The sequence below is a fragment of the Paenibacillus sp. WLX1005 genome, assembly GCF_046603685.1.
In the GTDB taxonomy this organism is placed as follows: Bacteria; Bacillota; Bacilli; order Paenibacillales; family Paenibacillaceae; genus Saccharibacillus.
This window is the reverse complement of the sequence record NZ_CP176756.1, coordinates 3,959,054-3,984,711: the sequence shown is the minus strand read 5'-3', so window position 1 is coordinate 3,984,711 and position 25,658 is coordinate 3,959,054. Positions and strand designations below refer to the sequence as shown.

General features: G+C 45.0%; 24 protein-coding genes and 1 pseudogene. 10 read left to right on the top strand and 15 right to left on the bottom strand.

Going from position 1 to position 25,658, the window contains the following annotated elements:
• Positions 1 to 192: 192 nt before the first annotated feature.
• The 3 genes from ACE3MZ_RS17020 (at position 193) to ACE3MZ_RS17010 (ending at position 2,465) form a co-directional block, all read left to right on the top strand.
• Positions 193 to 996: a hypothetical protein gene (locus ACE3MZ_RS17020; protein WP_411346827.1), complete on the top strand. Its 804-nt coding sequence runs from the start codon at positions 193 to 195 to the stop codon at positions 994 to 996.
• The gene (locus ACE3MZ_RS17015; protein ID WP_411343324.1) at positions 993 to 1,775 is read left to right on the top strand and encodes a hypothetical protein; all 783 of its coding nucleotides are present in this window, start codon (positions 993 to 995) and stop codon (positions 1,773 to 1,775) included. Before ACE3MZ_RS17020 ends, ACE3MZ_RS17015 begins: the two co-directional genes overlap by 4 nt.
• Positions 1,776 to 1,925: 150 nt before the next feature.
• Positions 1,926 to 2,465, top strand: a complete 540-nt coding sequence (locus tag ACE3MZ_RS17010) for an SMI1/KNR4 family protein (RefSeq protein ID WP_411343323.1) — start codon at positions 1,926 to 1,928, stop codon at positions 2,463 to 2,465.
• A gap of 157 nt (positions 2,466 to 2,622) precedes the next feature.
• On the opposite strand, the gene ACE3MZ_RS17005 is transcribed toward ACE3MZ_RS17010, so the two are convergent.
• Both ACE3MZ_RS17005 and ACE3MZ_RS17000 read right to left on the bottom strand, forming a co-directional pair.
• Complete coding sequence (locus ACE3MZ_RS17005) at positions 2,623 to 3,165, bottom strand: DUF1697 domain-containing protein (protein ID WP_411343322.1); 543 nt, start codon at positions 3,163 to 3,165, stop codon at positions 2,623 to 2,625.
• A 75-nt stretch (positions 3,166 to 3,240) separates the two neighbouring features.
• Positions 3,241 to 3,903, bottom strand: a complete 663-nt coding sequence (locus ACE3MZ_RS17000; RefSeq protein ID WP_411343321.1) for a hypothetical protein — start codon at positions 3,901 to 3,903, stop codon at positions 3,241 to 3,243.
• 314 nt (positions 3,904 to 4,217) lie between these two features.
• On the opposite strand from ACE3MZ_RS17000, the pseudogene ACE3MZ_RS16995 reads away from it, so the two are divergent.
• Both ACE3MZ_RS16995 and ACE3MZ_RS16990 read left to right on the top strand, forming a co-directional pair.
• A pseudogene (locus ACE3MZ_RS16995) lies at positions 4,218 to 4,868 on the top strand (DUF2625 family protein); the annotation flags it as partial.
• Positions 4,857 to 5,435: an SMI1/KNR4 family protein gene (locus ACE3MZ_RS16990; RefSeq protein ID WP_411346826.1), complete on the top strand. Its 579-nt coding sequence runs from the start codon at positions 4,857 to 4,859 to the stop codon at positions 5,433 to 5,435. The pseudogene ACE3MZ_RS16995 and the gene ACE3MZ_RS16990, both read left to right, overlap by 12 nt.
• Positions 5,436 to 5,669: 234 nt before the next feature.
• On the opposite strand, the gene ACE3MZ_RS16985 is transcribed toward ACE3MZ_RS16990, so the two are convergent.
• A complete protein-coding gene (locus ACE3MZ_RS16985) occupies positions 5,670 to 6,722 on the bottom strand; it encodes a 2,3-butanediol dehydrogenase (protein WP_411343320.1) in 1,053 nt (350 codons plus the stop codon).
• Between the two features lie 564 nt (positions 6,723 to 7,286).
• Between ACE3MZ_RS16985 and ACE3MZ_RS16980 the strand changes: the two genes are divergently transcribed.
• Positions 7,287 to 8,315 carry a LacI family DNA-binding transcriptional regulator gene (locus ACE3MZ_RS16980; RefSeq protein WP_411343319.1) on the top strand — a complete coding sequence of 343 codons (1,029 nt, stop codon included), beginning with the start codon at positions 7,287 to 7,289 and terminating at the stop codon, positions 8,313 to 8,315.
• Between the two features lie 38 nt (positions 8,316 to 8,353).
• On the opposite strand, the gene gdhA is transcribed toward ACE3MZ_RS16980, so the two are convergent.
• Positions 8,354 to 9,727: an NADP-specific glutamate dehydrogenase gene (gene gdhA / locus ACE3MZ_RS16975; protein WP_411343318.1), complete on the bottom strand. Its 1,374-nt coding sequence runs from the start codon at positions 9,725 to 9,727 to the stop codon at positions 8,354 to 8,356.
• A 339-nt stretch (positions 9,728 to 10,066) separates the two neighbouring features.
• Between gdhA and ACE3MZ_RS16970 the strand changes: the two genes are divergently transcribed.
• Positions 10,067 to 10,675, top strand: a complete 609-nt coding sequence (locus ACE3MZ_RS16970) for an RBBP9/YdeN family alpha/beta hydrolase (RefSeq protein WP_411343317.1) — start codon at positions 10,067 to 10,069, stop codon at positions 10,673 to 10,675.
• Positions 10,676 to 10,743: 68 nt separating this feature from the next.
• On the opposite strand, the gene ACE3MZ_RS16965 is transcribed toward ACE3MZ_RS16970, so the two are convergent.
• The 3 genes from ACE3MZ_RS16965 to ACE3MZ_RS16955 form a co-directional block, all read right to left on the bottom strand.
• The gene (locus tag ACE3MZ_RS16965) at positions 10,744 to 12,168 is read right to left on the bottom strand and encodes a hypothetical protein (RefSeq protein ID WP_411343316.1); all 1,425 of its coding nucleotides are present in this window, start codon (positions 12,166 to 12,168) and stop codon (positions 10,744 to 10,746) included.
• Between the two features lie 195 nt (positions 12,169 to 12,363).
• A complete protein-coding gene (locus ACE3MZ_RS16960; protein ID WP_411343315.1) occupies positions 12,364 to 13,431 on the bottom strand; it encodes a hemolysin family protein in 1,068 nt (355 codons plus the stop codon).
• Positions 13,432 to 13,493: 62 nt separating this feature from the next.
• Positions 13,494 to 14,810: a hemolysin family protein gene (locus tag ACE3MZ_RS16955; RefSeq protein WP_411343314.1), complete on the bottom strand. Its 1,317-nt coding sequence runs from the start codon at positions 14,808 to 14,810 to the stop codon at positions 13,494 to 13,496.
• Between the two features lie 565 nt (positions 14,811 to 15,375).
• On the opposite strand from ACE3MZ_RS16955, the gene ACE3MZ_RS16950 reads away from it, so the two are divergent.
• Entirely contained in the window at positions 15,376 to 15,942 is a 567-nt protein-coding gene (locus ACE3MZ_RS16950) for a shikimate kinase (protein ID WP_411343313.1), read from the top strand.
• Between the two features lie 194 nt (positions 15,943 to 16,136).
• Here ACE3MZ_RS16950 and ACE3MZ_RS16945 read toward each other — a convergent pair whose 3' ends face one another.
• Positions 16,137 to 16,871, bottom strand: coding sequence for a Crp/Fnr family transcriptional regulator (locus ACE3MZ_RS16945; RefSeq protein WP_411343312.1), 735 nt, complete (start codon positions 16,869 to 16,871; stop codon positions 16,137 to 16,139).
• Between the two features lie 86 nt (positions 16,872 to 16,957).
• Here ACE3MZ_RS16945 and ACE3MZ_RS16940 point away from each other — a divergent pair, with 86 nt between their 5' ends.
• Together ACE3MZ_RS16940 and ACE3MZ_RS16935 are read left to right on the top strand one after the other, a co-directional pair.
• Entirely contained in the window at positions 16,958 to 17,683 is a 726-nt protein-coding gene (locus ACE3MZ_RS16940; protein ID WP_411343311.1) for a hypothetical protein, read from the top strand.
• The gene (locus tag ACE3MZ_RS16935; RefSeq protein WP_411343310.1) at positions 17,683 to 18,732 is read left to right on the top strand and encodes a hypothetical protein; all 1,050 of its coding nucleotides are present in this window, start codon (positions 17,683 to 17,685) and stop codon (positions 18,730 to 18,732) included. Before ACE3MZ_RS16940 ends, ACE3MZ_RS16935 begins: the two co-directional genes overlap by 1 nt.
• 112 nt (positions 18,733 to 18,844) lie before the next feature.
• Here ACE3MZ_RS16935 and ACE3MZ_RS16930 read toward each other — a convergent pair whose 3' ends face one another.
• The 7 genes from ACE3MZ_RS16930 to ACE3MZ_RS16900 form a co-directional block, all read right to left on the bottom strand.
• Positions 18,845 to 19,675, bottom strand: a complete 831-nt coding sequence (locus ACE3MZ_RS16930) for a sulfurtransferase (RefSeq protein ID WP_411343309.1) — start codon at positions 19,673 to 19,675, stop codon at positions 18,845 to 18,847.
• 29 nt (positions 19,676 to 19,704) lie between these two features.
• Positions 19,705 to 20,553, bottom strand: a complete 849-nt coding sequence (locus ACE3MZ_RS16925; RefSeq protein ID WP_411343308.1) for a MerR family transcriptional regulator — start codon at positions 20,551 to 20,553, stop codon at positions 19,705 to 19,707.
• Between the two features lie 102 nt (positions 20,554 to 20,655).
• A complete protein-coding gene (locus ACE3MZ_RS16920; RefSeq protein ID WP_411343307.1) occupies positions 20,656 to 21,405 on the bottom strand; it encodes an ABC transporter ATP-binding protein in 750 nt (249 codons plus the stop codon).
• A gap of 55 nt (positions 21,406 to 21,460) precedes the next feature.
• Positions 21,461 to 22,216 (bottom strand): ABC transporter permease, encoded by a 756-nt coding sequence (locus ACE3MZ_RS16915; RefSeq protein WP_411343306.1) that lies wholly within the window; start codon positions 22,214 to 22,216, stop codon positions 21,461 to 21,463.
• An 85-nt stretch (positions 22,217 to 22,301) separates the two neighbouring features.
• On the bottom strand, positions 22,302 to 23,471 hold the full coding sequence (locus tag ACE3MZ_RS16910) for a phosphotransferase enzyme family protein (RefSeq protein WP_411343305.1): 1,170 nt from the start codon (positions 23,469 to 23,471) through the stop codon (positions 22,302 to 22,304).
• On the bottom strand, positions 23,468 to 24,394 hold the full coding sequence (locus ACE3MZ_RS16905; protein WP_411343304.1) for an ABC transporter substrate-binding protein: 927 nt from the start codon (positions 24,392 to 24,394) through the stop codon (positions 23,468 to 23,470). The genes ACE3MZ_RS16910 and ACE3MZ_RS16905 overlap by 4 nt, the downstream gene beginning before the upstream one ends.
• 98 nt (positions 24,395 to 24,492) lie before the next feature.
• Positions 24,493 to 25,518, bottom strand: a complete 1,026-nt coding sequence (locus tag ACE3MZ_RS16900; RefSeq protein WP_411343303.1) for an ABC transporter substrate-binding protein — start codon at positions 25,516 to 25,518, stop codon at positions 24,493 to 24,495.
• Between the last annotated feature and the right edge of the window lie 140 nt (positions 25,519 to 25,658).

The following is a 25,658-nucleotide window of genomic DNA, read 5'->3' as shown; positions in this document are numbered from 1 at the left end:
CTTTCTATACAGTTGCTGTCTTTTGCTACGCATCGGCGTATGGCAAGCAGTGCTGAACGGGAAGGCTTTTTTCATTGATGAAAGGAATGGTGTAAACTGTATAGGGAGTAACTATCGTTGAATGAACAGAAGCGAGACGAGCAGCAAACACAGCATCATAATGATCCACTCGATCAGAAAGGCAGGAATAGCATGGACAAAAAAGCCAAACAGATTCTGATGAAAACCTTTTGGAGCTCCGCTGGCTGGAAGCCAGGCGTGCGAGTATTTGCCGGACCGGATTTTGAATATGCGCGCAGTCAAGGGATGATGTTCGACCCCATCACGATCACACATGACGAGTTGATCCAGCGATTGCATAAACTGCACCAGCAGATCACACAGCAACAAGTTAGCGAAGCTTTTTTACATAGTTTATCAACGCGGAAGACGCATCTGCGCAGTGTATTGTCCAGCTGGGCATTAACGGTGAATCTGCCGCTGCATACGTATGAACAACGTAAAAGTGTACATCCTCTTACGAGCAGTTGCGGGGATTGCAATCATCAGGGATTAATGTCTAGCGAAGAATTGGTGAACGAAGATCTGAATGTACTGAATTTTGAACGGATTAAATGGGGTGGTGTCCGGTTAGACTGGTTATTATATTGCTGGATGGATCTGGAGTTGTTTAGCCGAGAGCAACCAGTGGAAGCGACAGAGCAGGATGTCGATTTATTTCGGGAAATGCTAGATGCTGTGAATCAATGTGAGCCAGGAGAAAGTGCGCGCAAATTGGAAAAGCGCTGGAAAGATCTTCTGCCTTCCAATAAGGGTGAACGTGATAAGGTAATGGAAATACTCGGTTATGCCGGTATATTGCAAACGACAGATCTGCCGCGTATCGGTCGCGGTCATGATAACTATTTTATGTCGATGGCAATTTGGCAGGGGCAGGATGGGTATGATCAACAGACCGTGGCACATTATTTTGGATATCGGGGGTTGAAGGGATGAATGGGGAACTGCATCAGATGCTGCTCATCACCGCACTTGGAAATGGATTCCTGATCAATGCCAACGATGCTGCCAGCAAGGAATTGGAGCAAACGGACAGATTGATCGTACGTTTTTGCAGTGAAGATCAGCTACTGACCTGGAGTGCATGGCTGGAGCAGCTTCGTAATCAGAAGTATCAGCGGCTAATGCTTGTTCATACAGCGGAGAACCCCTCGACTTCGTCATGGCAAAACAGTGGATTTGCAGGCGGCGGTGCAAGGCATGGCATCGCTACGCTAGCAACTAGCGGGCATATGATCTGGATACCGGAATGGAAGCTAGATCGACATCCGACTCGTTCTAGCTGGCAAGTGACCTATCGTGCATATCCGTACAGCGGTAGTCAGCAAGCTGGTCACGCGTTTGTGCCACTTGCGGATGTGACGTTGCAATTACGAACGGTGCTAGAACAGGTAGGTACACTGGCTGAACAGATCGGAGAAGCATTTTGGAAACAAAACTTTTTTGACCCTGCATTGCAATTGTTGGATGGTAGCAGTCGAGAGACTGCCAAATATGCGTTTAAATTGCCACCTGTATACAGCGCCGAAGCATGGCGTTTGCTGAATGCCGTATACAAGAGCTGGGTGTTCGGCGGTATGGGATCGTGGAATGATAGCACGCCGGGAATGGCATATGCGCACGGCAAAGAAGCCGAATATGAACGATATTCCGGCGAACTGTACGAAGGATTGCTGCAAAGTGCCAGAACAGCGGTGAACTCTGTCGTTTTTTAAAAGCGCATGGAATGTAATAATTTATGATGACTGATATAGTAAATTTGCATGGTAATCGAATAAAGAACATCATTGCAACACAGAACACAGAACACAGAACACAGAACACAGAACACAGAACACAGAATGTAAAAGATCGGAGACAGCCGTATGGACTGGGATTCTGCATTTGATAAAATATTGTTTACTAATCCGGGAGCGGATGATGAGCAATTGCACACCTTTGCTCGTCATTGGAATATAGCATTGCGTGATGAAGAAATACAGCTGGTAAAGGATCAGCAACGCAATCCATTTCCGACGCATTCTCCGCTATACAGTCAGTATAAACCGCTCGATACAGCGCAATGGACATTTCCGCAAAAGCCACTACCAGACAGTTATCTCAATTTGCTGGGATGGGCGAATGGTGGTGAGTATCAGACAGGTGAACGTATGTTTCAGTTTTTCAGAATGGACGAATTGCGGGAGATGAATCTGGTGTACGAAGTACTGCATTATATGTTGGGTGCGCTGTCGTTTGGGATGGATGGCGGCGGCAGGCATTATCTATTTGATATGCGTAGTGATCTGGTGAATGGAGAATACCCGATTTTGTTAGCAGATTCAGGAAATCTGGATTATAGCGATGCGCAGCATGTGGCAGACTCGTTATGGGAACTATGCATTCGGGGTGAGGAACTAGATTAAGGAATGATTGTATGTATAATAGATTTTCTTTGCTAAAAAGCGATACCATTTGAGCAAGTGGTATCGCTTTTTGAATTGCATTGCTGGTCTAGGAGCCGTTCGTTTTGTTCAAGATCAGACATGTTTGCGATGCTACTAATTACTGTTACAGCTTCTGCTAATCAGCCGCCTGCATCAAACGGAAAATCTGCCGCGTCGTATTCACATTGCGCACCGTCATGTAGCGGTACAATCTCGAACCTACCAGCTTGTTCATGCCGCTGCGCACTACGTTTTCGCGTGGAACGGACACGAGAACGGCGCCGGAACTATAATGTACCGTGCCCATATCCGGTTTGAGGGGCAATTGCTCCAATATCGAACGATCATCAATCTCGTCCCAGAGAAACAGCACATCACTTTTCATACTGTCGTCGTTCGTCCATGTCTCTGGCAATGCGTCGATCACAGCAGTCATCTCTGGCAGACTGCGCACCATTACTGGAATCTCCAATCCAAAATCCGTTTGAATCGCTCGCTCCAATCGTACCGCTAACTCGGTATGAGGCAGTTGTTCACTGGCAAAAATAATATTGCCGGAATTGATGTACGTTGTCACCTGAGTCATACCAGCATCTTCAAAAGCAATTTTTAACTGCTTCATGTTGATCTTGTTGTTTCCGCCTACATTAATACCACGTAACAAAGCGACGTAGATCATGAACAAGCCCTCTTTTCCTCAATAGAATCGACGTACATATATACCAGCATAGATTCTGTATTGATTCTGTTGTTGTTACCAGCGCAGCGACAAGTAGACCAGCAGGTGATTCGTCGCTTCTTCGCCGAGCAGTTCATTCAACTTTGGCTCTACTAGCTTGAGATAGATATCTTTGACCTCATAGGTTTCTTCATCCTGAATCTCGCCGCCCAGCATGGTTGCGGCTTCAATCATCAACGTCAATGCCGCGAAAAAATCTGCCAGAGACTTCGCTGCCAGTTCTGCATCGCCACCTTCAAATGATACATAAACAGGTGTGCCTTCTGCTGACGTATCTGCAATAATCGGATCATCGTTATACGTAGCAATCACTACATGCTGCGGCGCCCATTGCTCCGATTCCTGCGGCGCATTCACATCACCAATCCAGCGATGTCCCAACTGCAACCGATCCAGATAATCTGGTGCGGCGAAACAGAGCAAAATGCCATCGCCGATCAATACCGCTGCATTTTTTAGCTTGAGCGAACCTTCTGCTGACGGGTCCATAATCTCATAATGCGAGTATACATATTGCAGCTCCGGCGACAGCGGAATCCGTTCATCCACTGCAATATCCAGCGTCTTCCCTGCTTCGACGAAGCCATTTCCGGCAAATAATCCATACAATGCGTTATAATCCTGATGCTGACGTACAAATGCAGCAGTCGCTTGCTCCAATGTCCAATGCTGTTCCATCGTATTCATTCCTCTCTGTATGTATAGGTAGTTGCTACAAGATGTACATATCACCATTTCGCTATTTGGAAATACAATCTTATACTTTTCTTTTCTATATTGTAGCATTCCACCTCATCGGTTCAAACAAAGGATATTCAAAAGAAATCTCTCTATTCCAAGCGGGCAATGAAAGCAAGTTTGCCGATCTATGTTCCATTGGCTCTGGCTTCTACCCATCTGTTATACTGTAAGCACAAGTATCTCTATACATTTTGTCGTATCCTATGGCATCATCAGTTCCTAATTAAATCAATCATAAAGGGGTTAGACCTATGCACTCATTATCTGCGGATCAATTGATTGACCATGAGAATCATGCCTGGGATGAACTGATGCAACTGTTCACAGGCGGTCGCCATACATATATGATTTTACCTATTGATCGCGGAGAAAGCAGACAGACATTGGAGCGTCTACAGATTAGCACCCGTTCGTATCTAGGAGCCATTGCGTATGAAACGGGTGGTGTGCTGGTCGATCATGGCTGGATCAAGCTTCTTGGATCAGGTGCGCCGGGGATTTATGGTAGCTTGCGTTCATGGAATGGACTGCATGAGCAGCCGGTAATTACGGAGATTCCGGGTATGCTAACCGTGGCATATGATGCGGCAGGTGGCTTTTTTGCGCTGGATACCGGACGTTTTGGGCAGACCGGACACATTTATTATTTTGCACCGGATACGCTGGAATGGGAATCGACCGAGCTGGCATATTCCGGGTTTATCAACTGGTTAGCCGTAGGCGATTTGCAGCAATTTTACGATACGTTCCGCTGGGAAGGCTGGCAAAGTGAATCGTCTCAACTGGGTGCAGATCGTGTATTGTCTTACTATCCGCCGCTCTGGACGAAAGAGGGTGGTGGCGAGAATAGCTACAAATCACCGATATCGATCCGCGAAGCATGGGAACTCGTGCTAGAGCAATATCAGGATGAACAGGCACAGCAGAAACCGCAGACAGACATAACTAGCAGCAATACAGTTGGCAGCAGTGAAGTGAATGAAACCGAACATCATATCGATGAGATTGAGCAGCATTATCGTATCTGTTTTCCTTTGGATTATTTGGCGTTTGTGCGTCAAAGCGGCGATCAAGCGTACCAGTTTAGAGAGGAAGGCGGACAGACAGATTGGGAAATTCACTTTTCAGCGTTGGATGGTCAGTTTATTGCAAACAACCAGGCAATGGTAAACGATGTGAATCCCGATCCCCAGCGGATCATTCCGATTGCATGGAGTATGAGCAGTGGGAACAATTATTTGCTCGATTATCGCTACAATCCGGCAGAACCAGCAGTATTGCTGCTTGAACATGAAGAAGCGATGGTACGCGAAGATGCAGAAGCCGAGGCGAACAGCCCGGAGGAAGCACAGCAGCTGTTAGAAGGCAATGTACGTAAAATTGCCGATCACTTTGAGGCGTTTATGCATTTGCTAAAAGAGCAAGAAGCACATTCGTTGTCGAGTGAACCGCAGACAGAATCGGAATAAGGATATAATTCAAAAGTACTTGCTGTAGTGCGATTAGCTGCAAGTCACGGTTCATATAAAATGCAGCCCTATTTGATTCATAATGGTTACTAAACGCGAAAGAGTAAAAAAAGAAGTCCACTATATGCGGACTTCTTTTTTTTGGAGCTATATGCATAATCAGATGCATGATAAGCAATACGCTTGATCATGAAATATTCGATCTTCTGTCAGACTCTCAGATAACAGACTGGATTACAGATTTGGCGAAACGAGGATTTTCACCTGATTTTTCTCTTTCAGCAGTGCCTCAAAGCCTTGCTCCATAATGTCGCCAAGTGCAATGCGTTTCGTAACGAGTTTATCAGGAGCGAAGTAGCCTTGGCTCATCAGGCTGATGACAGCTGGGAATACGTCGCGGTATCCGATAATACCGGCGATATTGCGCTCTTGCATTACGATACGGTTCGGGTGAATCGGTGCTTCTTTTTCAAAAATGCTGACGATCATAATCTGACCGCTCAGTTTGGTCGATTCAATCGCTTGTGTCAGTACAACAGGTACACCGGTAACTTCATACGCAACATCTGCGCCACCTTCCGTCAGACGGTGGATTTCTTGCACGACATCGCCGTCCGCCGGGTTCAGACCGATCGCGCCGAGCGATTCTGCTGTTTTGCGACGTTCTTCGGACAATTCGACTGCGTAGATTTCCGCAGCGCCGGAAGCTTTTAGCGCTTCGATCACGAGCAGACCGATCGGGCCAGCGCCGAATACAACGGCACGGTCGCCGACTTTGAATTGGCTTTGGCGAACTGCATACAGTGCAACTGCGGAAGGCTCAACCAGTGCGCCTTGCTCATATGATACGCTGTCTGGAATTTTGTGAACCATATGCTCATCGGCAACAACATATTCGGAGAAACCGCCACCGCCGCCAGCAAGACCGAGGAAGCCCATTTTTTCGCACAGATTGTATTTGCCCTGACGACAGGCAGCACATTCACCGCATGCAAAAATAGGCTCGACTACGACGCGGTCGCCAGCCTGAATGCGGGTAACGCCTTCGCCAACTTCAACCACTTCACCGGAAAATTCATGACCCATTACGACGGGTGCTTCTTCTTGAGTAAGTGGATGCTTGGCACCTTGCGGGATAAAGATAGGGCCTGCTGCGTACTCATGCAGGTCACTGCCGCAAATACCGCACCATTGGATTTTGATTTTTACTTTCCCTTTTTGGGATGCGGGTTCTTCGATCTGTTCTACACGTAAATCTTTTACACCATGCCATCTTAAAGCTTGCATTAAAGTCATCTCCCTGTAAGACTGTCATTGGAATGTGTGCACTGTTGAAATAGCAGGTTCAAACGCTTGTTCAGGCGTGTTCATAAAAGTATGTGTTCTGTTGCTATATGCTTGGAGTTTGGTTGGGACAGCGCCAAATCATCGCTGAAGATGCTATCAACAACTACAATTTTAAAATTTTATAGGAAACGTTTCCGAAATAAATAATGTCATAATTCCGTCATAATGTCAAACCGATTTCGGTAATAGATAGTAAGAATTAGGATAGAAACGCAAAAACGATATACCAACATCTTCATATCATTTTGAGAAATGTATTCCATATCAGTTTAGTGACTAAATAGTTAAAATATGATGAAAAGATTGATGGAAAGCTTTTTCGCACATTTTCGTATATTTACAAATTGAATTTTCAAATGGAAATGGATACAAGTATAATGTAAGGAATACAAGCTAGCTGATTACCAATGCAGCTGGGTACATTTGGAATATGATATAATGGATGCAAAACATGAATATTTGAATTTAGAATGGAAACATTTCCGATTATGAAGGGGCATTCATATGGCTGACAGGAAAAAGGTAACGATTGAGGATGTTGCAAAACAGGCGGGTGTTGGTATTGCTACCGTATCGCGCGCACTCAACAATAGTGAAGGCATTAGCGCCAAAACAAGACAACGCATTTTACACATCGTGGAAGAGATGGGCTTTGTCCCCAATACATCTGCGCAAAGTCTGAAAATTCGTCAAACGCGTCAAATTGCACTGGCTGTACCAGATATTCGCAATGCGATTATTCCCGATATCGCTTGGTCGGTCGAACAAGCCGCCAAGCAACATGGATATCGGGTTGTACAGATTAATATGCTAGGTAACGCAAGATTGGAGCTAGAAACGCTGCGCGAGGTGAAAAAGCTGCATGTGGACGGACTCGTCATGATGCCGCTCGCGTATCCGAAAACGCTGGAACAGCTAATGAATCAATCGAGTCTGCCGATCTCGGTGATCAATTACAGCAAAAAGCTCAGCCCTGATCTGAAAGCAGACATTGTAGGCATGGCGCGCCCGGAAGGACGACTCGTCATGGAGCATCTGCTGCAAATCGGACGTACACGAATCGCTTATGCTGGAGCGCCAAAGGATAAGATTGAAGAACGATATCTAGCATATGAGCAGGCACTGCCGCAGGTTGATACATCGTTAGTATATTTTGGTGAAGATTTCAACTTTGATACCGGTCGTCAGGCAGCAGATTACTTTTATAACCTCAAGCATATGCCGGATGCGATCTATGCCGTCAACGATATGGTAGCGATTGGCATTGTAAATCGTTTCAAGGAGCTAGGTGTCAATGTGCCAGAGGATGTTGCAATTGTCGGTATTGATAACAATCTATGGACGACAATTACAACGCCACAGATTAGTTCAGTGTCGATTATGGGTGCCGAAGTCGGGCGATTGGCGGCTGAATTGCTGCTCAAGCGAATCCAGTCCACCGAAGCCTTGCCCTATGAACGTGTTGAGTTTGAACCGCGCCTGATCGTCCGTGAATCCAGTCTATCTGCTCATCGATATATGCGTAGCGAATAGTGAAATGGTGAAATAGTGAATACCAATGGAATGTAATTTTAAATGATTCCCTGCTGTAGCATAGCTTCTGCTACCCGGCGGAAACCAGCGATATTCGCGCCAGCAACCAGATTGCCTTCAAAGCCATACGTTTTCGCTGCTTGGACACTATCGCGGTAAATATGCTGCATGATCTGTTTTAACTTGTCATCCACTTCGTCAAAGCTCCAAGACAGACGCATGCTATTTTGCGCCATTTCCAGTGCGGATACGGCAACACCGCCCGCATTGGCAGCTTTGGCAGGACCGAATAAAATATCGTTATCCAGCAGCAGATGTACCGCATCGAGCGTGCTTGGCATATTGGCACCTTCTGCGATCGCGATCAGACCGTTGCCGATCAGACGACGAGCGGCGGCGGCATCTAGTTCATTTTGCGTAGCACAAGGAAGGGCAATCTCGCATGGCACGCTCCAGATGTCTGTACTGCCGTAGTGATACGAAGCTTCAGGATGGTGTGTTACATAATCGCGGATACGTCCACCTTCAACCAGTTTGATCTGTTTCACCGTATCTAGCTTGATGCCATCAGGATCGACGATGTAACCGCCAGAATCGCTACATGCGACTACAATAGCGCCCAATTCTTGCGCCTTTTCCATAGCGAAAATCGATACATTGCCGCTGCCTGATACAACGGTACGGCGTCCTTGCAGATGTAATCCGCGCGAAGAGAGTAGTTCCTGTAGGAAGTAAATACAGCCGTATCCTGTCGCTTCTGTACGTGCCAGACTACCGCCATAACCAATACCTTTTCCAGTTAAAATGCCCGGTTCATTGCCGCCGCGAATCCGTTTGTACTGACCGAACAAATATCCGATCTCACGTCCGCCAACCCCGATATCCCCGGCAGGTACATCGACGTCGGAGCCGATATATTTGTATAGTTCCGTCATGAAGCTTTGGCAGAACCGCATAATTTCCATATCTGATTTGCCTTTCGGATCAAAGTCAGAGCCGCCTTTGCCACCGCCGATCGGCTGCCCGGTTAAGGCATTTTTGAAAATCTGCTCAAAGCCGAGAAATTTGATAATGCTGCTGTTGACCGTCTCGTGAAAACGAAGTCCGCCTTTGTAAGGACCGAGTGTACTGTTAAACTGGACTCGGAAGCCTCGATTGACCTGCACTTGCCCATGATCGTCCACCCATGGTACACGGAAGGACACCAATCGCTCTGGTTCTAGCAGTCGTTCCAGCACGGCATGCTTGCGATATTCAGGATGCTGCTCGATTACCGACGCCATACTTTCCAGAAATTCGTTCACTGCCTGATGAAATTCCTGCTCGCCCGGATTACGTTTGATCACGGTATCATAAATAGATTGTATGTATGCTTCTGTCGATGATGTATGGTCTTGTATCAGTTTACTCATGCTTCTCGTACTCCTTTTTGTATGAATTCATGTAAGCTTCAAGTCAGCTTTACATCATTATAGATAGCGTACTTTGAATGTGCCAATCGTTTATTTCATCAGCGCTCATAAAAATAATTTATAATTTGCACAGTTAAATTTTGAACATGCTATGTAAGGTATAACGTGCTTTGCATGTGCACAGTCAACAATCAATAATGCAATAGTCAATACGAAATGATAAAAATGGAACCTATATATCGTTTATTAACATGTATAAAATAATTAATAAGTATACTTTATAAAGTTTATTTTATATGGTAACATCATTAAAAAATAACATCAAAGGAGACGAAAACTATGACTGTAGCTTCTTCCAATCAAGACAATAGTTTATCCGAGAATAGAGTGTATATTATCCACGGGTATACCGCTTCCGTTCACGATAATTGGTTTCCATGGCTCAAAGAGCAGTTGTCGGCCAAAGGTATTGCGGTAGAAGTGATTGAGATGCCTGATCCGAATCAACCGATAGCCGCCGATTGGTTAGAGCAGGTATATGCACGCATTGGCACACCGGATCGCCACACTTATATTGTTGGTCACAGTCTGGGCTGCATCACTACACTACTCTATATGCAGGAGCAATTGGCGATTGCACCAGTACAACTGGGTGGAGCGCTGCTTGTTTCCGGGTTTGACGAGTCGCTGTACACTTTGCCGCAATTGGATGAATTTGTGCAGATTCCCGTTCAGTATGAGCCGTTAATCGCCGCTATTCCGCAGCGTGTCGTAGTTGCCGCCGCAGATGATGACATCGTGCCTGTTGTGTTCAGTCGTAACTTTGCTGATCATTCGCAGGCAGAATTACATGAATTGGAGCATGGAGGGCATTTTCTAGATCGCGATGGATTTACCGAGTTCCCGCTAGTGTTAGAATTACTGGAACGCATGATCTCGACTAGATAACAAAAACCAGCATTCTTCATCTGCTTATGCAGACCGGGAATGCTGGTCTTTGTTATGTTCTATTCACATTATTTCAAGTTCCAGCGATACACTTTGCCATCGTTGAGCGTTGTGTATACGGCGCGATCAGCATAGCTTTTTACAAAAGGATCGATCCAATCGCGATCTGTAGCGAATGAGAGTGCGACATTGAGTGTTTCCGGGTTTATTACATACGTATGTTGTGCCAGATTGAGCATCAGATTGCCATTTACATTAGTCGTTAGATCGGTTGTCTCATCTGCCAGTTCGTTGAAGCTGCGAGTAGCGATTTTGCCTTTGGATGAATATAGATCAAGAGTCATCGTAGATGGACTGTATGTGGCGTAACCCGAACCGGCAGGCTGTACAAATGCGTCTACCAGAATCAATCGTCCCCATAGCAATGTGCCAGTTGGAGAGAAGCCATACAATTTATCCTGAGTGCTGGTCGCTTCCGCGCGAATGACGACAGAGCCGTCTGGCATCACCAGTTGACCGGCATTCGATTCACTGAAGACATAGGCATTTTTCGGTAGTTTATAAGCAAACGTCTTTTTGAGACTGAGATCATACACAGCGATTTGTGGACTGTATGGATTGCCCCAGATTCCTGATTTGTCCTTCACGAGTGGACTGGCATTGAACAGGATACGATTTTGCTGGATGCCTAGTACTTGCCCTTGTATAGACGTACGATTCAGCAGCTTGCCGCCTGCTTGAAAACGGAGCAAGTCGGTCGTGTAGATGCCTTTGCTATTGTAATCATGCTGAACCGCCGCCACGATGGAGCCATCCTGCATGACTTCAAAATCGACAATATCACCATCACCCTGACGTGGTAGAGAACGAATCCAGTTTAGCTCGCCAGAACTGTTGATAGAGTAGAGACGGTACGTATTATCGGAAAAGGATTGAAACACGTACGCCGTACCGGAAGCAGTGAATTTTGCCAGACTGTAGAGAGTGTAGGGACCTGCGGATTCGTGGAATGTGTACGTCCATTTTACTTTACCTGTATTCTGATCCAGTGCCTTGAGGCTATCCACAACCCAGCTATATTGCGTCTTGGCAGCGCCCGTATTCTGAATGAGCTGTGAGATATGTACATAGACCAGCTTCCTGGCAGGTACGACATACGTGTCTGCCATTACGGATTGCGATGCATCTGCGACTAGTGCCGATGTGGTCAGTAGATTGTCGGAAGCCCATGCTTTTTGCGGCTGTAATCCATTGCTGGACGCAGTTGCAGACGTAGCAGTCGTTGCTACTGCATTTGCGGTTGAGCTGTTTATCGTTGTGCTTGCTGTATTGGATGAAGAGGAAGATGTAGAACTTGTACTCGCAACCGAAGAAACGGATGAATTGGTCGTCGCTGCATGTGCAGATACTGGAGCGATACATCCGGCACCAAGCAGGCTGGCTGCCAGTAATGCACCGCATGTATACGATAATTTGTTGTTGGAAGCCATCATGATTCCACCTTTGTGTATGAAATTTATTTCCATATCCTTACTATTGTAGACATAATCGTGATCCAGAAGAAGATGGGAAAAGTAACAATTTGTTTGCCGAAATGATACTTTATTATCTTCTGATTATGTATAGGCAACAAAAAACACCGAATCCGCCGTAGGGACGAATCCGGTGTCGTTGTGTATTTAGTTGTTTTACATAGAAGCGAGCGGAGCTTTGATATCATCTGCTTCATCGCGAATATCGCCGACGATCTCTTCCAGAATATCTTCCATGGTGACCAGTCCGACCGTCTGTCCGCCGGTGCCGGTAATAGCAGCCATATGCACGCGGTTTTGCTGCATGCTCAGCAGTACTTCCCGCAGCGAAGCAGTCTCGGCAAAGGTAGGCAGGGCGTGCATGAATCCAGACAATTCGCTAGAACGTCCGGCTGCAATCGCGGTCAGCACTTCCTTGCTATGGATAAAGCCGATCAGCCGGGTATCATCTGCGGCAGCGGTGACGGGATAACGCGTATATTCGTACTGACTGAGCCGAGCGATTAGATCGGCTTGTGGTAGCTGTTCTGCAATGGTGATCATCTGATCCGCAGGAATCATAATCTCGCTCAAGGTGCGGTCGTCAAATGCAAAAATATTTTGCAAATACGTCTGTTCCGTCTGGTTGATCTCACCGCTCTCAAAGCTTTGCTCAACCAACCATTTCAATTCTTCCTCTGAGTGAACGGTATCATGACCAGCAGGCTTGACGCCGAACAAACGTAGCAGCAAAGTAGCCGAGCCGTTCAACAAGCGGATAATCGGCGCCATCAGACGACCAAAGCGATACAGAGAAGGGGCGAGCAGCAAGGTCATTTTCTCAGCAAATTGAATCGCCAGTGTCTTCGGTGCCAGCTCACCAAGTACAACGTGCAGGAACGTAATCACTGCCAGTGCGATACCGTACGACAATACAGTCGAGATCGCTTCTGGTACTGCAAACCGTTCAAATACCGGATGCAGCATCCGTTCTACCGTTGGTTCACCAAGCGCACCGAGTACGAGCGCAGTAATCGTAATACCGAGCTGACAGGCAGAGAGATAATAATCAAGGTCAGTGGCGACTTTTTTTGCCATGACTGCTTTTTTGTTGCCATCTGCGATCAATTGATCCAGACGGGACATCCGTACTTTCAAAATCGCAAATTCCGCTCCGACGAAAAAGGCAGTAAGACCGATAAATACCGCGACCAGAAATAGATTTAAGCCAATAGTTCCGTCCAATGATTTCCCTCGTGTGAGGGATTCACCTCCATATGAATGATGTTTTATAAGCAACGTATAGTTTAATGTTCAAGTGGTACTTCACTGTAATTCAACGATACCCATTTGATCTGCATATCGTCTTTTTCCGCGACTGTCCAGACACGCTCTGCCTGTTCCAGACGCTCGCCTTCGCCAATATCCGTACCTTTGTGATGCAAAATCCAGCCGCCGATCGTATCGGTATCGTACCGATCGTCAAAGGCAATACCAAAGCGGCGTTCCAGATCATCCAACAGCACGCGTCCGTTGATCAGATACTGTCCTTCGCCAGTCTGCCGAATATCGTTCACCTCATCAGCATCAAATTCGTCGCGAATCTCACCGACCAGTTCCTCTAGCACATCCTCCATCGTCAGCAAACCGGCAGTACCGCCGTATTCATCGACAACGAGCGCCATATGAACCCGTTTCTGCTGCATGTGTAGCATCGCTTGCTGAATTGGCATTGATTCCGAAATGAATGGAATGGGACGAATAAATTGATCCAGCTTGGCAGTTGTGCCGTTAATAATATGCGGCAGCATCTTCTTCGCATTGATCATCCCGATAATCTGGTCTTTGTTCTCATCCGATGTGACTGGATAACGGGTGTAATAATGCTCGTCCAGAATGCTGACAATCTCGCTGTAATCCAGATCGCGATCCAATGTGACCATCTGGGTACGCGGAATCATAATATCGCGCGCGACACGCTCGTCAAAGGAAAAGACATTTTCCATATACGATAGCTTGGTTTCGTTAATCTCGCCGCCTTCGTAACTTTGCGTCATAATAATCTTCAATTCGTCTTCTGAATATACCTGTTCATGTCCAGCAGGCTTCACGCCAAAGGCACGCAGCAATACGCGCGATGTTCCGTTCAATGCCCAGATGAGCGGATACATAATCCGTCCGAACCAGTAAAGCGGACTCGCAAGCAGTAATGTCATTTTCTCCGCAAACTGAATTGCCAGCGTCTTCGGTGCCATTTCGCCGACAACGACGTGCAAGAACGTAACGAGGAAAAAGGCAATCGCATACGAAGCGACAGAGGCTGCGGCAACCGAAATATTGAAAAAGTCGAATACCGGATACAGCAGCATCTCTACCGCTGGTTTACCGATGGCACCGAGTCCGAGTGCGGTCACCGTAATACCGAGCTGACAGGCAGACAGATAGTAATCCAGATCATGGGCAACTTTTTTGGCGATGATTGCTTTTTTATTGCCTTCTTGAATCAACTGGTCAAGCCGGGATGCCCGTACCTTGACGACAGCAAACTCCGAAGCGACAAAGAACGCGGTTAATGCCAGTAGCACAACCAGAATAAACAAATTGATTATCGTTGTTAGGTCCAATGATTTCCCTCGTGCGAGGGATTCACCTCCACAATAGAAATAGTGAAACATAGTAAAACAAGATGAAAATCGATACTTTGCTGATATTGTAGATTGTGATGAAGGGTACAATTTTCGGCATATACCGCTTTTTACGGGTTTCTACAGCATCTGCAACTCTATATTCGACTTTGTGATGCCAATATTAATGTTAGCCCTGTGCGATTACAAAAGTACGCACATCCGACGATGTAGTTATTCCGGTAGATGATCGCCTATTACGTAAAAAGTCCGTATGAAGGAGACAATATACAGGAACGGAGAAATCAGTAGAAATCGCTAACGCCTTCCCAAGTCTGTTGCCTCCTTCCATAAAGTAGTGCTTACAAGTATAACATAAACACATCTGTACCATACAGTATCACGTTATGGTTTGAAATTTTGTCAAATCCTTGACAGAAGAAGGGAATGGCGACGATTTAGATAGCAAGGATGACGATATCGGTAAGAATTGGTAAAATGATACAAGTGTAGGAAGACATTGGTTTGAGCAATGAGAGGAAAATAAGTATAGGGGAGAGGAAATATGAACTTTGTTATATTATTTGGTCCGCAAGCGGTAGGCAAGATGACAGTGGGACAGCATTTGGCAGCAAAAACGAATTTTAAATTATTCCATAATCATATGTCGATTGATCTGGTTTCGCAGTTTTTCGATTATGGTACACCTGCTGGTAAGCGTTTAGTTAGTCTGATCCGACGTGGAATATTTGAAGAAGTAGCAAATAGTAGTGATGAGTTAAAAGGATTGATTTTCACCTATGTCTGGGCGTTTGATTTGCAAAGTGACTGTGACTACATAGAAGAAACTTTACATGTATTTGAGTCGGCGGGTGCAAGTATCTATTTGGTCGAATTGGAAGCGAATGTGGATGAACGACTACTGCGTAATCAAACGGAAAATCGATTGCATCACAAGCCAAGTAAACGCGATATTGCTTGGTCGGAAAAAGAGTTATTAAACACACATCAGCAGTATCGATTAAATTCACTACCAGGCGAGATTCAAGCGGCAAATTATATACGGATTGATAATACAGAATTAGCCCCGGAAATAGTAGCAGATATGATTGTAAAACGATTTGGGTTTTGATTGGAATTAAAAGGAGTTAGACTCCAAACCATCTCCTTTATTTTTTTAGAGTTTTATATATGTTTTACACATAAAAATGAGTTGAAAAAATGTGATATAGATTACAAAAAAAAAGTGTACAGGAATACAGAAATAAAAATAAGTATGAAATATAATTTGAGTAATAAAATACATTTTATTGAAATAATTTCAGATTATAACTCATATTTATGAGTAGAGTGCCATATTCGCTCTGAGTGTACAGTCATGTTGCCACCCGCCATATGTTGGATCATGCTTAAATTTGTAATAATGAACTGACGCTTCTCAATATATAACCAACCATCTTGCTGAAATTGATTTATAACTTTAGTCACGGTCTCTCGAGTCACACCGATCATATCTGCAAAATGTTGATGCGTAACCTTCCAATTTATTCTCCAAGTTATATCATCTTGAATACCAAAGTTCGAGCAAAGATCTAATAATAAATTGGCTACTCGAACTCTTGCGTCCAAAAAAGCTAGGTACTCGATCTTTCGATCTGCCTGTGTCAATCGCTCGCTAAGTATGTAGATCACTTTACGCATAAGCTCGGGATATTGTGTTACTAAAATATTCATGTCTGATCTTCTAATCATCCATAATTCACTAGGCTCCAAAGTAGCAACGGATGCTGTGCGCATAGGATTATGATGGAATAATTCTAACTCTCCAACAGCTTCGCCTGGAAATTGGTGTCCAAGTACAATTTCATATTGATCATCTGTGCGATAAATTTTGAGTGAGCCTGATTTAACAATGTACATCGTATCTCCCTGATCTCCATATTCATATAATATCTGCCCACGTGGATATTTTTTGAGTACAAATTTGGATTCAATATCTTGACGATTTGAAGGTTTTACGATATTTAGAAAAAATGAAGTGTCTGCAACGGAAAAATACAATATAAAATCCTCCTTTTACAGTTGAAATTGAGATTACTATCTTTAAAAATACAAATTTATTTTATTGAAGTGGGAGATGATAAAGGATGCTAGTTAAAGAAAAAAGTGAAGATCGATATAACATTATAAAATATACATATATGAGGTTTTTCAAATATCATATGTTGATAATGTTAATCCCTTCCCTACTTACTGTTGCTATTTTTTTTAATACCATCAATTCCATTATATTAGATTTTTTTACAATCTATCGATTTTTATTTTTTGATAGAGAAGATCAATCGTTTACATTCAGTGCTATAGTATTTTTTTTGAAAAAAGCAGTTAAATTGGTTTTGATAGTGACTATTATTCAAGCAATATTTGCAATTTTCAAATCTGGATTATATTTTTTACCTGCATTAGCAGTAAAAAATAAATTACGTTTTATTCATATTTTGCATATTGGTGCAAAGAGCTGGCTTTTGGTTGTTTTGGTTACTTTAGCATCGCAACTCATTTTTGGAGCTTTCCATACCTTGCTTGCTATTATTCCAATAGTTAATGTATCACTCATTATACTTATTCCGTTTGAACTTGCCCTCACTAACATCTTTCTTGATTATTGGCTATCTGCGAACTGTTTGCAAAAAAAATGGATATTATCGTCTCCAGCATATTATTTTAAATCTTCATTTATAAAACAACCTCAATATTGGGGCTGGGTAGTTTTATTAGGATTTTCTTACATTCTAGCTATAGGGTCTCTAGTACGACCTTTGATTCAAATGAAAGTCGCTCAAAATTTAAACGATTCAATGGAGGTATTATAATGAAGAAGTGTGCAGGTATGTTTACCCTATTTCTTTTTATGCTTGTTTTAAATGCAATACTTTCTCAACAAGTACATGCTACAACACCCCAGAAACAAACTGTTTATGAAGCACAAGCTGATTTCGTTAAAGTTAATAATATGAAAAAAACAGATATAGTACAGACTATGATTTACGATGTAAACAATGATAATGATGATGAGATTTTAATTGTAGCATGGGATAAAAAAATGGAATTGAATTCTAAAGCACTTATTAGCATTTACAACAATGAAGGAAATTTACTTGTTACTAAAATGTTCAATAATCAAAGTGAGTATTTTTTACCTTATAAGCTGAATAAAATCAAAAACAAAATGTTTAAAAATTGTCTGATTATACAAAGTGTATCTGGAGCAAGCGGTGGTTCTGATGCAAAAGTTTTTGCTTTTGTAAACGATACACTGAAGTTAATTGGAACGATAGATGCAAGTGAAACTCAAATTTATATCAAAGATTCTGATAAGGACGGGAATGACGAAATACATGGGAAGGAGTGGTACTTATCACCAGAAACATCAAAATTAGGACACGCTCATGCTATTTATGACAAGTTTGCATATGTATGGAGTGCTAAACAGCAGAAATATATCAAATATGTATATGGACAAGATGGAAAAAGAGATGATTTGAGAAAAGAAACTCCCCCATTGACTCCTGCTAATGCTGTTAACTTAGTAAATACAGCAAATCAAGCTTTAAATAAAAGTATATCCATACTAACATTTAAGCAATATAGACAAAAGATGCAATTTTTATTTACGTATAATCTGATTTATGATTCTTACAGCATTGGAAACATCGAAACTAAAAATATTTACATCCCAAAATTCCATAAAAATAAAGTGAAACTTATTAGCGAGGCGGATCAAAAAAGGGTGACTATTTTTGAATCATCTACTACTAAAGATACCAAAACAGGTGAAATATTTAACTATATTGAGTATGTAGTTGTATTAAAAACTAAATATGGTTGGAAAATCGATTCTATAGATTGGGAAGTGGAATAAATATAAATGTGAAGGTATAACCTTTTATTTGTTTTTTATAAAGTTATTAGTCTCTACATATATCTTAAATTACCAAAATATATGTAGAGACTGAGTTGCTAAATTGCTAGTTTTACTCAATAGCAACTGGCGCATCTTCATAGCTAATCCAATCGCCCCAGCTGCCTACATATAGTCGAACATGCTTATACCCTGCTTCCAGCAAAGCCAGTACATTCGGACATGCCGTCACACCAGCGTTGCAATACACGACATATTCGCGATCCACTGGCAAATCAATCAATCGATCCCGTTGTAGCGTTGCATCACCGAAGACTCCATGTTCTGTCACACCGTGCTCCCAGAAATAATTCACAGCTCCGGGAATGTGACCATTTCTCGCGTATTTGGTTGGCGTCTCGGCTGTGTAACTTCCGTGTGTCCGCGAGTCTATGAGCAGCAATCCATCTTCACCTAGACGACTGGAAATTTCATGCACATCGATGACCAGTTCACGACGAAGTTGTGGTAGAAATGAACGCGCAATCGCAACAGAAGGCTCCCTCGTAACTGTTCCGCCAGCCTGAACCCACCCGGTAAATCCCGCGTCCAGCAGCTTCACTTGATCATGCCCGTAATAATGCAGCATCCACCAGAGCCGTGCCGCTACAGCGCCATGCTGATCATCGTACACAATGACTGGTGTGGAAGCATCAATTCCTGCCTGTCCCAGTTTGTGTGCAAATACCTGTTCATCTGGCAGCGGATGTCGACCACCATGCTCCAGAATAGGACCAGACAGATCGTCATTCAGGTCAAAATACATTGCGCCCGGAATATGGCTATGTGCATACGCAGCTTTGCCTGCTTCGATATCGCCAAATACAAACCGCGCATCCAGAAACACAGCTTGTTGAAGTTCCCATTGCTGTAGCGCTTCTTGCACTGAAATTAAATAAGACATACGAAATCATGCTCCTTTCCAGCAATCCTTCAAGCTCCCAGCGACCGAATCGGTACGATCAGCTCGGTTACATAATGTTCTGGCACACGCGTGCTCCACGGATCGATAATATTGCGCTCATACGCCGATCCACGCAATGCAAAGTTATGCCGTTCCGCCCAGTCTAGCAGCCGTCCATACGTTTCACCGATCTGACCATATCCGCCTTTGTGTACTGTCGTAATTGCCTGAAAGCCGCCAATCACCTGCGTATGCACGCCCGGCTGATCATCCTCAATTACCGACGTATAACAATCCACCTCGCGGAAGTTACCATCCATCCGCTCCTGCAAATGGTCAAAATGCAGCATAAATGGTCCATACGCGAACACATCACTACGCTGGCACAATTCTACAAAGGAGTTGCTGTACAGCATTTCCTCATGCTTTTGCCCATCTTCCAAACGATAGCGAAAATGCACGGTCTTGTATACCGGAATGGTGCGCAGATCGATTCGTCCGGTTGCCCCCGGTTGCGTTAGATACGCTTCACCATCCTGTAGCAACTTGCTCCATTCGGTAATCGCAAAATGCTTTTTGCGTAGCGCATCCATTTGCTCCTCGACCGAAGTCAGTTCTTTTTGGAAAAAGTTGCTCAAAATGCCGATATCCAGCTCTTGGATTAGCTCCTTAATATCGTCGAGTTTGAAGCCAAGCTGCTTGTAGTACTTGATCAATGGGATTTTGAGCGCGCTTTGTTTGGAGTAATAACGGTAATGACTTTCATTCGAAATCCGATCCGGTCGCAGCAGACCAATTTCGTCGTAATAACGCAGTGTTTTTACGGGAATATTGCATAGCTTGGACACTTCTCCAATCGTCAAAAATTCCAATTCCATGCCGGTCGCTCCTTTCCGGTACATCTTGTATATGGAAACTATAGAGTTCGAGTTATCACCGAGTTTCACCGAACATGAACGCAAAGTGAAACCGAAAACAACCTAAAGCAAGGACAAAATGTGCTCCTTGATCTCCAACAATTCGCCTGACACAAACCGTCGCGCCTTATCTTCTCGCAGCATGGGCAAGTCCAGTTCTTCTACAATTCGCCCCGGACTTGAGGACATCACATACAGCCGATCAGACAGCAGAAGCGCTTCGTCAATATCGTGCGTAATGAGCAGAATCGACAGATTCAGATTGTCTTTCATCTCTAATAGCCAGCGTTGTAGCTTACTACGAGTGATAGAATCAAGCGCACCAAATGGCTCATCCAACAGCATCATGTCCTGTGACGTCAGAAACGTACGCAAAAAGCTAGCCCGCTGCTTCATCCCGCCAGACAATCGATACGGATACTGGGACTCGTATCCGCGCAGCCCCATCAGATCGATATATTCGGCTGCCCGCTGGCGACTGTCCTTTTTGGAGACGCCGCTTAATCGCAACGGTAATGCGATGTTGTCGATGACCGTTTTCCATGGTAGCAGCAGGTCTTTTTGCTGCATATAGCCGATTCGACTTTGTACCTGAACTAGCCCGGCGTCTGGTTGAATCAGTCCGGCAATCAGGTTGAAAATCGTACTTTTCCCGCAGCCGCTTGGTCCCAGTACAGTGACCAGCTCGCCGCGACGAACGTACAGATCGATATCGCGGATAATCTCGGTATTGCCGTATCGCTTGCCCGTTCCACTGAGCTGAATCAATGTATCCGTGTCTGACGTGGAAGATGGGGAGAGGATGGTAGACATGAAGATCAGCTCCTTTGATGCCTAGTACTAGTTATGTGTAGCTTGCTTGGATGGTTTATTTCCAATGCGTAACTTTTTTGGAGATGTATTCAATCAGATAGATGATCAGCATGCTAACGATGACGATAACGACGATTGAGGCGAATACTTTATCCAGCGCATATGCCTTTTTGGCGCGAACCATATAGACACCGATGCCCTGCATACCGCCTTGCCATTCGGCGATCACTGCTGCCATGATCGTGTACGTAGCAGCAATTTTTAAGCCGGAAAAAAAGTTCACTGCCGCCGCAGGTAATTTTAAATGCAGAAACACCTGTATTCGCGATGCGCCAAGCGAACGGAACAGATTCAGATAATCCTGATCCACTTTGCGAAAGCCGTCTGCCAAACTGACCGCAATCGGGAAAAAGCACACCAGAATAATGACCAATACTTTGCTCAATATACCAAAGCCGAACCAGACGATCATGAGCGGTGTGAGCGCGATAATGGGAACTGTCTGCGAGATGATCAGAATCGGATACAGCGATTTTTGTACAGGTGCAAAGCTATCCATAACAATGCTGAGTAGAAATGCCAGTACAATCGACAGCGAGAATCCAATCACCGCTTCGAGCAATGTTACTTTGGTATGATCGGCAATCAGACCCAAATCGGAACCTAACGCTCGTACTACATCTAGCGGTGAAGGCAACACATAAGCCGGAATATGCGCCAGCGATACAATCGCCTGCCATAGACCAATAAGAACAATAACAGCAGCCAGCGGATAGATCCGGTCTGTACGCCGTAACGATGATTGAAGCATATGATCACGCCTTTGATTTATAAATATACTATTCTGATGAATTTAATATGAATTAGAATCAAGATAGCAAACTTGCTTACTAACGTCAATGTGAAATTGGTAGCTTCTGAAGCGAAGCGTGAATATAATCCAGCACATCCCGACCGTCCTGATGATGAAACCAGTGCGCATGTCCCAGCAGAAATTCCTCATACGCGAGATCAGCATTCTGTTGCGAATGCACAATCCCTTCAAAATAATCAATCTCCGATAACGCATATTCTGCATGTACGAGCGGCAGCATTAGTGGCAATGCTTTGCGCTCAGCCTCACTGAGCGGACGCACTTCATGATATCCCTGTAACAACGCATCTAGCTGCTGATGATGGACAATGCCGTTGTCCCCCGGATGATCCATACGTAACCATTCAATCGTATTGCGCTCTATTGTCGTTGCGAGATCATACATCGCATTCGTGCGATCTGCCAATCCAAAGTCCAGTATGGCAGTTACGCGCACATCGCTGCCTGACCCGCTCCATAGCATATTGGAGCCATGCAGATCATTGTGTGTCCACAGCGGCGGAAGTGAAGATAGCAGCGGATATAGCTGACGGTGAAAAGGAAATAACGGAAGCAAAATATCCTGCTGCCAGCTGCGACCATTCAGATAACGTGCCAACGCCGGACGCTGGGCAATATAGCGATCCAATCGCGCCGCCGGATCAATTGAGGCAAAGATACCAAAGCTAGAAATGAGCGGACGCGGCTGACGTGCAGGTGCATCATACCCTTCTGCCGCCAGATGCAGCGAAGCAAGCGCGCGTCCAGCTTCAAACGCATGAGACACCTGGTGAAACGGCGTCCACGATACATCATCCCGGTACCAGTCTTCGCCAACCGCCAGCGGTTGCAGTTCATACGTCCATTGCCCAATTGCATGCGCAGTTTGCCCGTTCACATCTGCCCATACCGGGTGTACCGCCGCACCATGAGCATGCAGATGCTGAATCAAATGATGCTCCTCCAGCATGCCCTGTACATCCCGTACCGACACATGATGCCGTTTTATAAATACCGCCCCGCCATCTGTCACAGCAATCGCTGCACTGGAAAAGGGGCGCGGGCTATGCCAAGATAGCTTGTGCAGCTTACCGAGCTGTGGATAGCGATCGATTACCTGTTCCGCTTCCGTCAGCGTAATAGTCTGCCAGTCACGAAGCGCCGGTTCTACGCCCATTCCGTGGGCAAAGCCAGTATCCAGCTCATTGCTCATGAAGATTCCCCCTGTGTCAGAAATTCATTCGTATAGGAGTCACGCCAGCGCTCAGGATGCTGCAAAATGCCATGACTCGCCAGCCAGTGCGCATATGACTCGATCCATTGCGCGCGCTGGTATCCCCATTGCCCATCATGCAGCCACGTAGCCGCAATGAGCGGCAAGGAACGATGAATTAGTGTCGCAGGGAAATAAGGCAAAATCTGCTCATAAATGCCTACCGCCAGCGATGGATCCGCAGCAACTGCCTGAAACCCGCGCGCAGTTACGGACAGAAAGGTACGAATCTCATCCGGGTTAGCCGCAACTTTAGCTGATGTTGTACCGAGCTGATAGCTATGATACGAAGGAGCACCGATTTCATCGACGGGCCAGATCAACCGTTGCTCTGCCGGAATGAGCGAATCCATCTGAATCTCCCACGCCCAGTAGCTGCCAAACGTCGCATCCGCTTCACCCGCAGCAATATCTTCAGCTGTCCATTCCCGTACGCCGCTGTTCACCCATTCAATCTGATCGGGGTCGCCGCCGTCGGCTGTCACCAGATGGCGAACCATTGCCAGCCCGCGTGGTGTTGGATTGAGTGCAACCCGGCGACCGCTCAGATCACGCGGACGTACAATGCCGGTTTGTTTGACCGTTTGGATCGTTTCCATCGCCCGATGATTGATCGCTGCAATCGCTTGGACGGAAGGCTGTCGTTCTCGCAGTACCAGCAGGCGATTGCCTGGAAAGATGCCATAGTCCGCTTCACCGCGATCCAGATAGGAGAGCGTATCACCACGCCCTGGATCAGCAGAAATGAGCTCCACATCCAGCCCGGCATCTGCATACCAACCCTGTTCGCGGGCGTAATAAAATCCAGCAGAATTTGTCCACGGATAGAAATATTCCAAAATAACCCGGATACGTTTCGTCATAGCGATAGACTCCTTATGAATCAAAATAATAGAAAAGAGAAAGCGGGAAATTCGTAACTTTTGGCGTTGGAGATAGAAGTTCATCTGCTTCGTCAACGTTAGGTTTGTGGCAAAAATTCATTTGTATACGCTTGATCAGCAGGCAAGTCTTTTGTAATCAAGCCATTTGATTTCAAGAAATTCGTATAACGGTTCCAGACTTCATCCTTCATCTCGCCCCAGCGTGGTGCATCGTCGATGTATTTATCTGCCAGATATTTCTGACTGTCGATCGCCAAGTTTTTATCAATTTCCGGTGCATATTTTAGCAAAATATTGGCGCTTTCCTCTGGATGCTCAATCGCATATTGATAGCCGCGAGCTGTAGCTTGCAAGAACTTACGTACTTTTTCCGGGTTGTCCTGAATCGTCTTCGTGCCGGAGATCAATAGTGGTGTATAATAATCGAGCGCCGGATCAAGATCGCGAACTGGGATGTAATTTAGCTCGATATGCTTCAGTTTGGCTTGAATACCTGTCCAGCCTTCGAAGATCCAGGCGAAATCTACATTGTTCTGCGTGGCGGCGAAGAAGTCGTCATCCCCAAGATTGACCAGCTTGACCTTGCTAAAATCGGCGCCGTTCTTGCTCATCACCGCTTTGATTACTGCTTCTTCAGACGGTGTACCCCAGCCGCCATACAATTTGCCTTCAAAGTCTTTGACGGTTTTAATACCTTTGTCTGCTGGTGAAGCAAAGCCAGAGGTATTATGCTGAATGAGCGCTGCTACCGCCTTGATCGGCAATGGATCGTCGCTTGTCAGTGCGTAAGTCACATCTTCCTGATAACTCACCCCAAAATCTCCCTGTCCCGCTGCAACCAGAGTGGCTGTTGTACCGTCAGAAGGTTGAATAATATCCACATCCAAGCCCGCTTCTTTGTAATAGCCTTGATCAAGTGCGACATATAATCCGGTATGATTCGTATTCGGTGTCCAATCGAGAATGACGGTCGTTTTCTCTAATTGCCCGCTACTTGCGTCCTCCCCGGATGCTGTTGTTGACGACGAGCAACCGCTCAATATTAGTAATAATGACAGTGCGCCTGTGATGCCCAGACTGAGACGTTTGGAAATAACATTCATCTTGGTTCCCCCTGTATGCTGACATGACGCCAGCGAATGAAATCATTTAGAAGCGAATGGATACAATGAAACAGCTTATCTGTTAATTCTGATGAGTTTACTTGGTAATGTGAATATGATAAACCCTCCACATAAGGGGA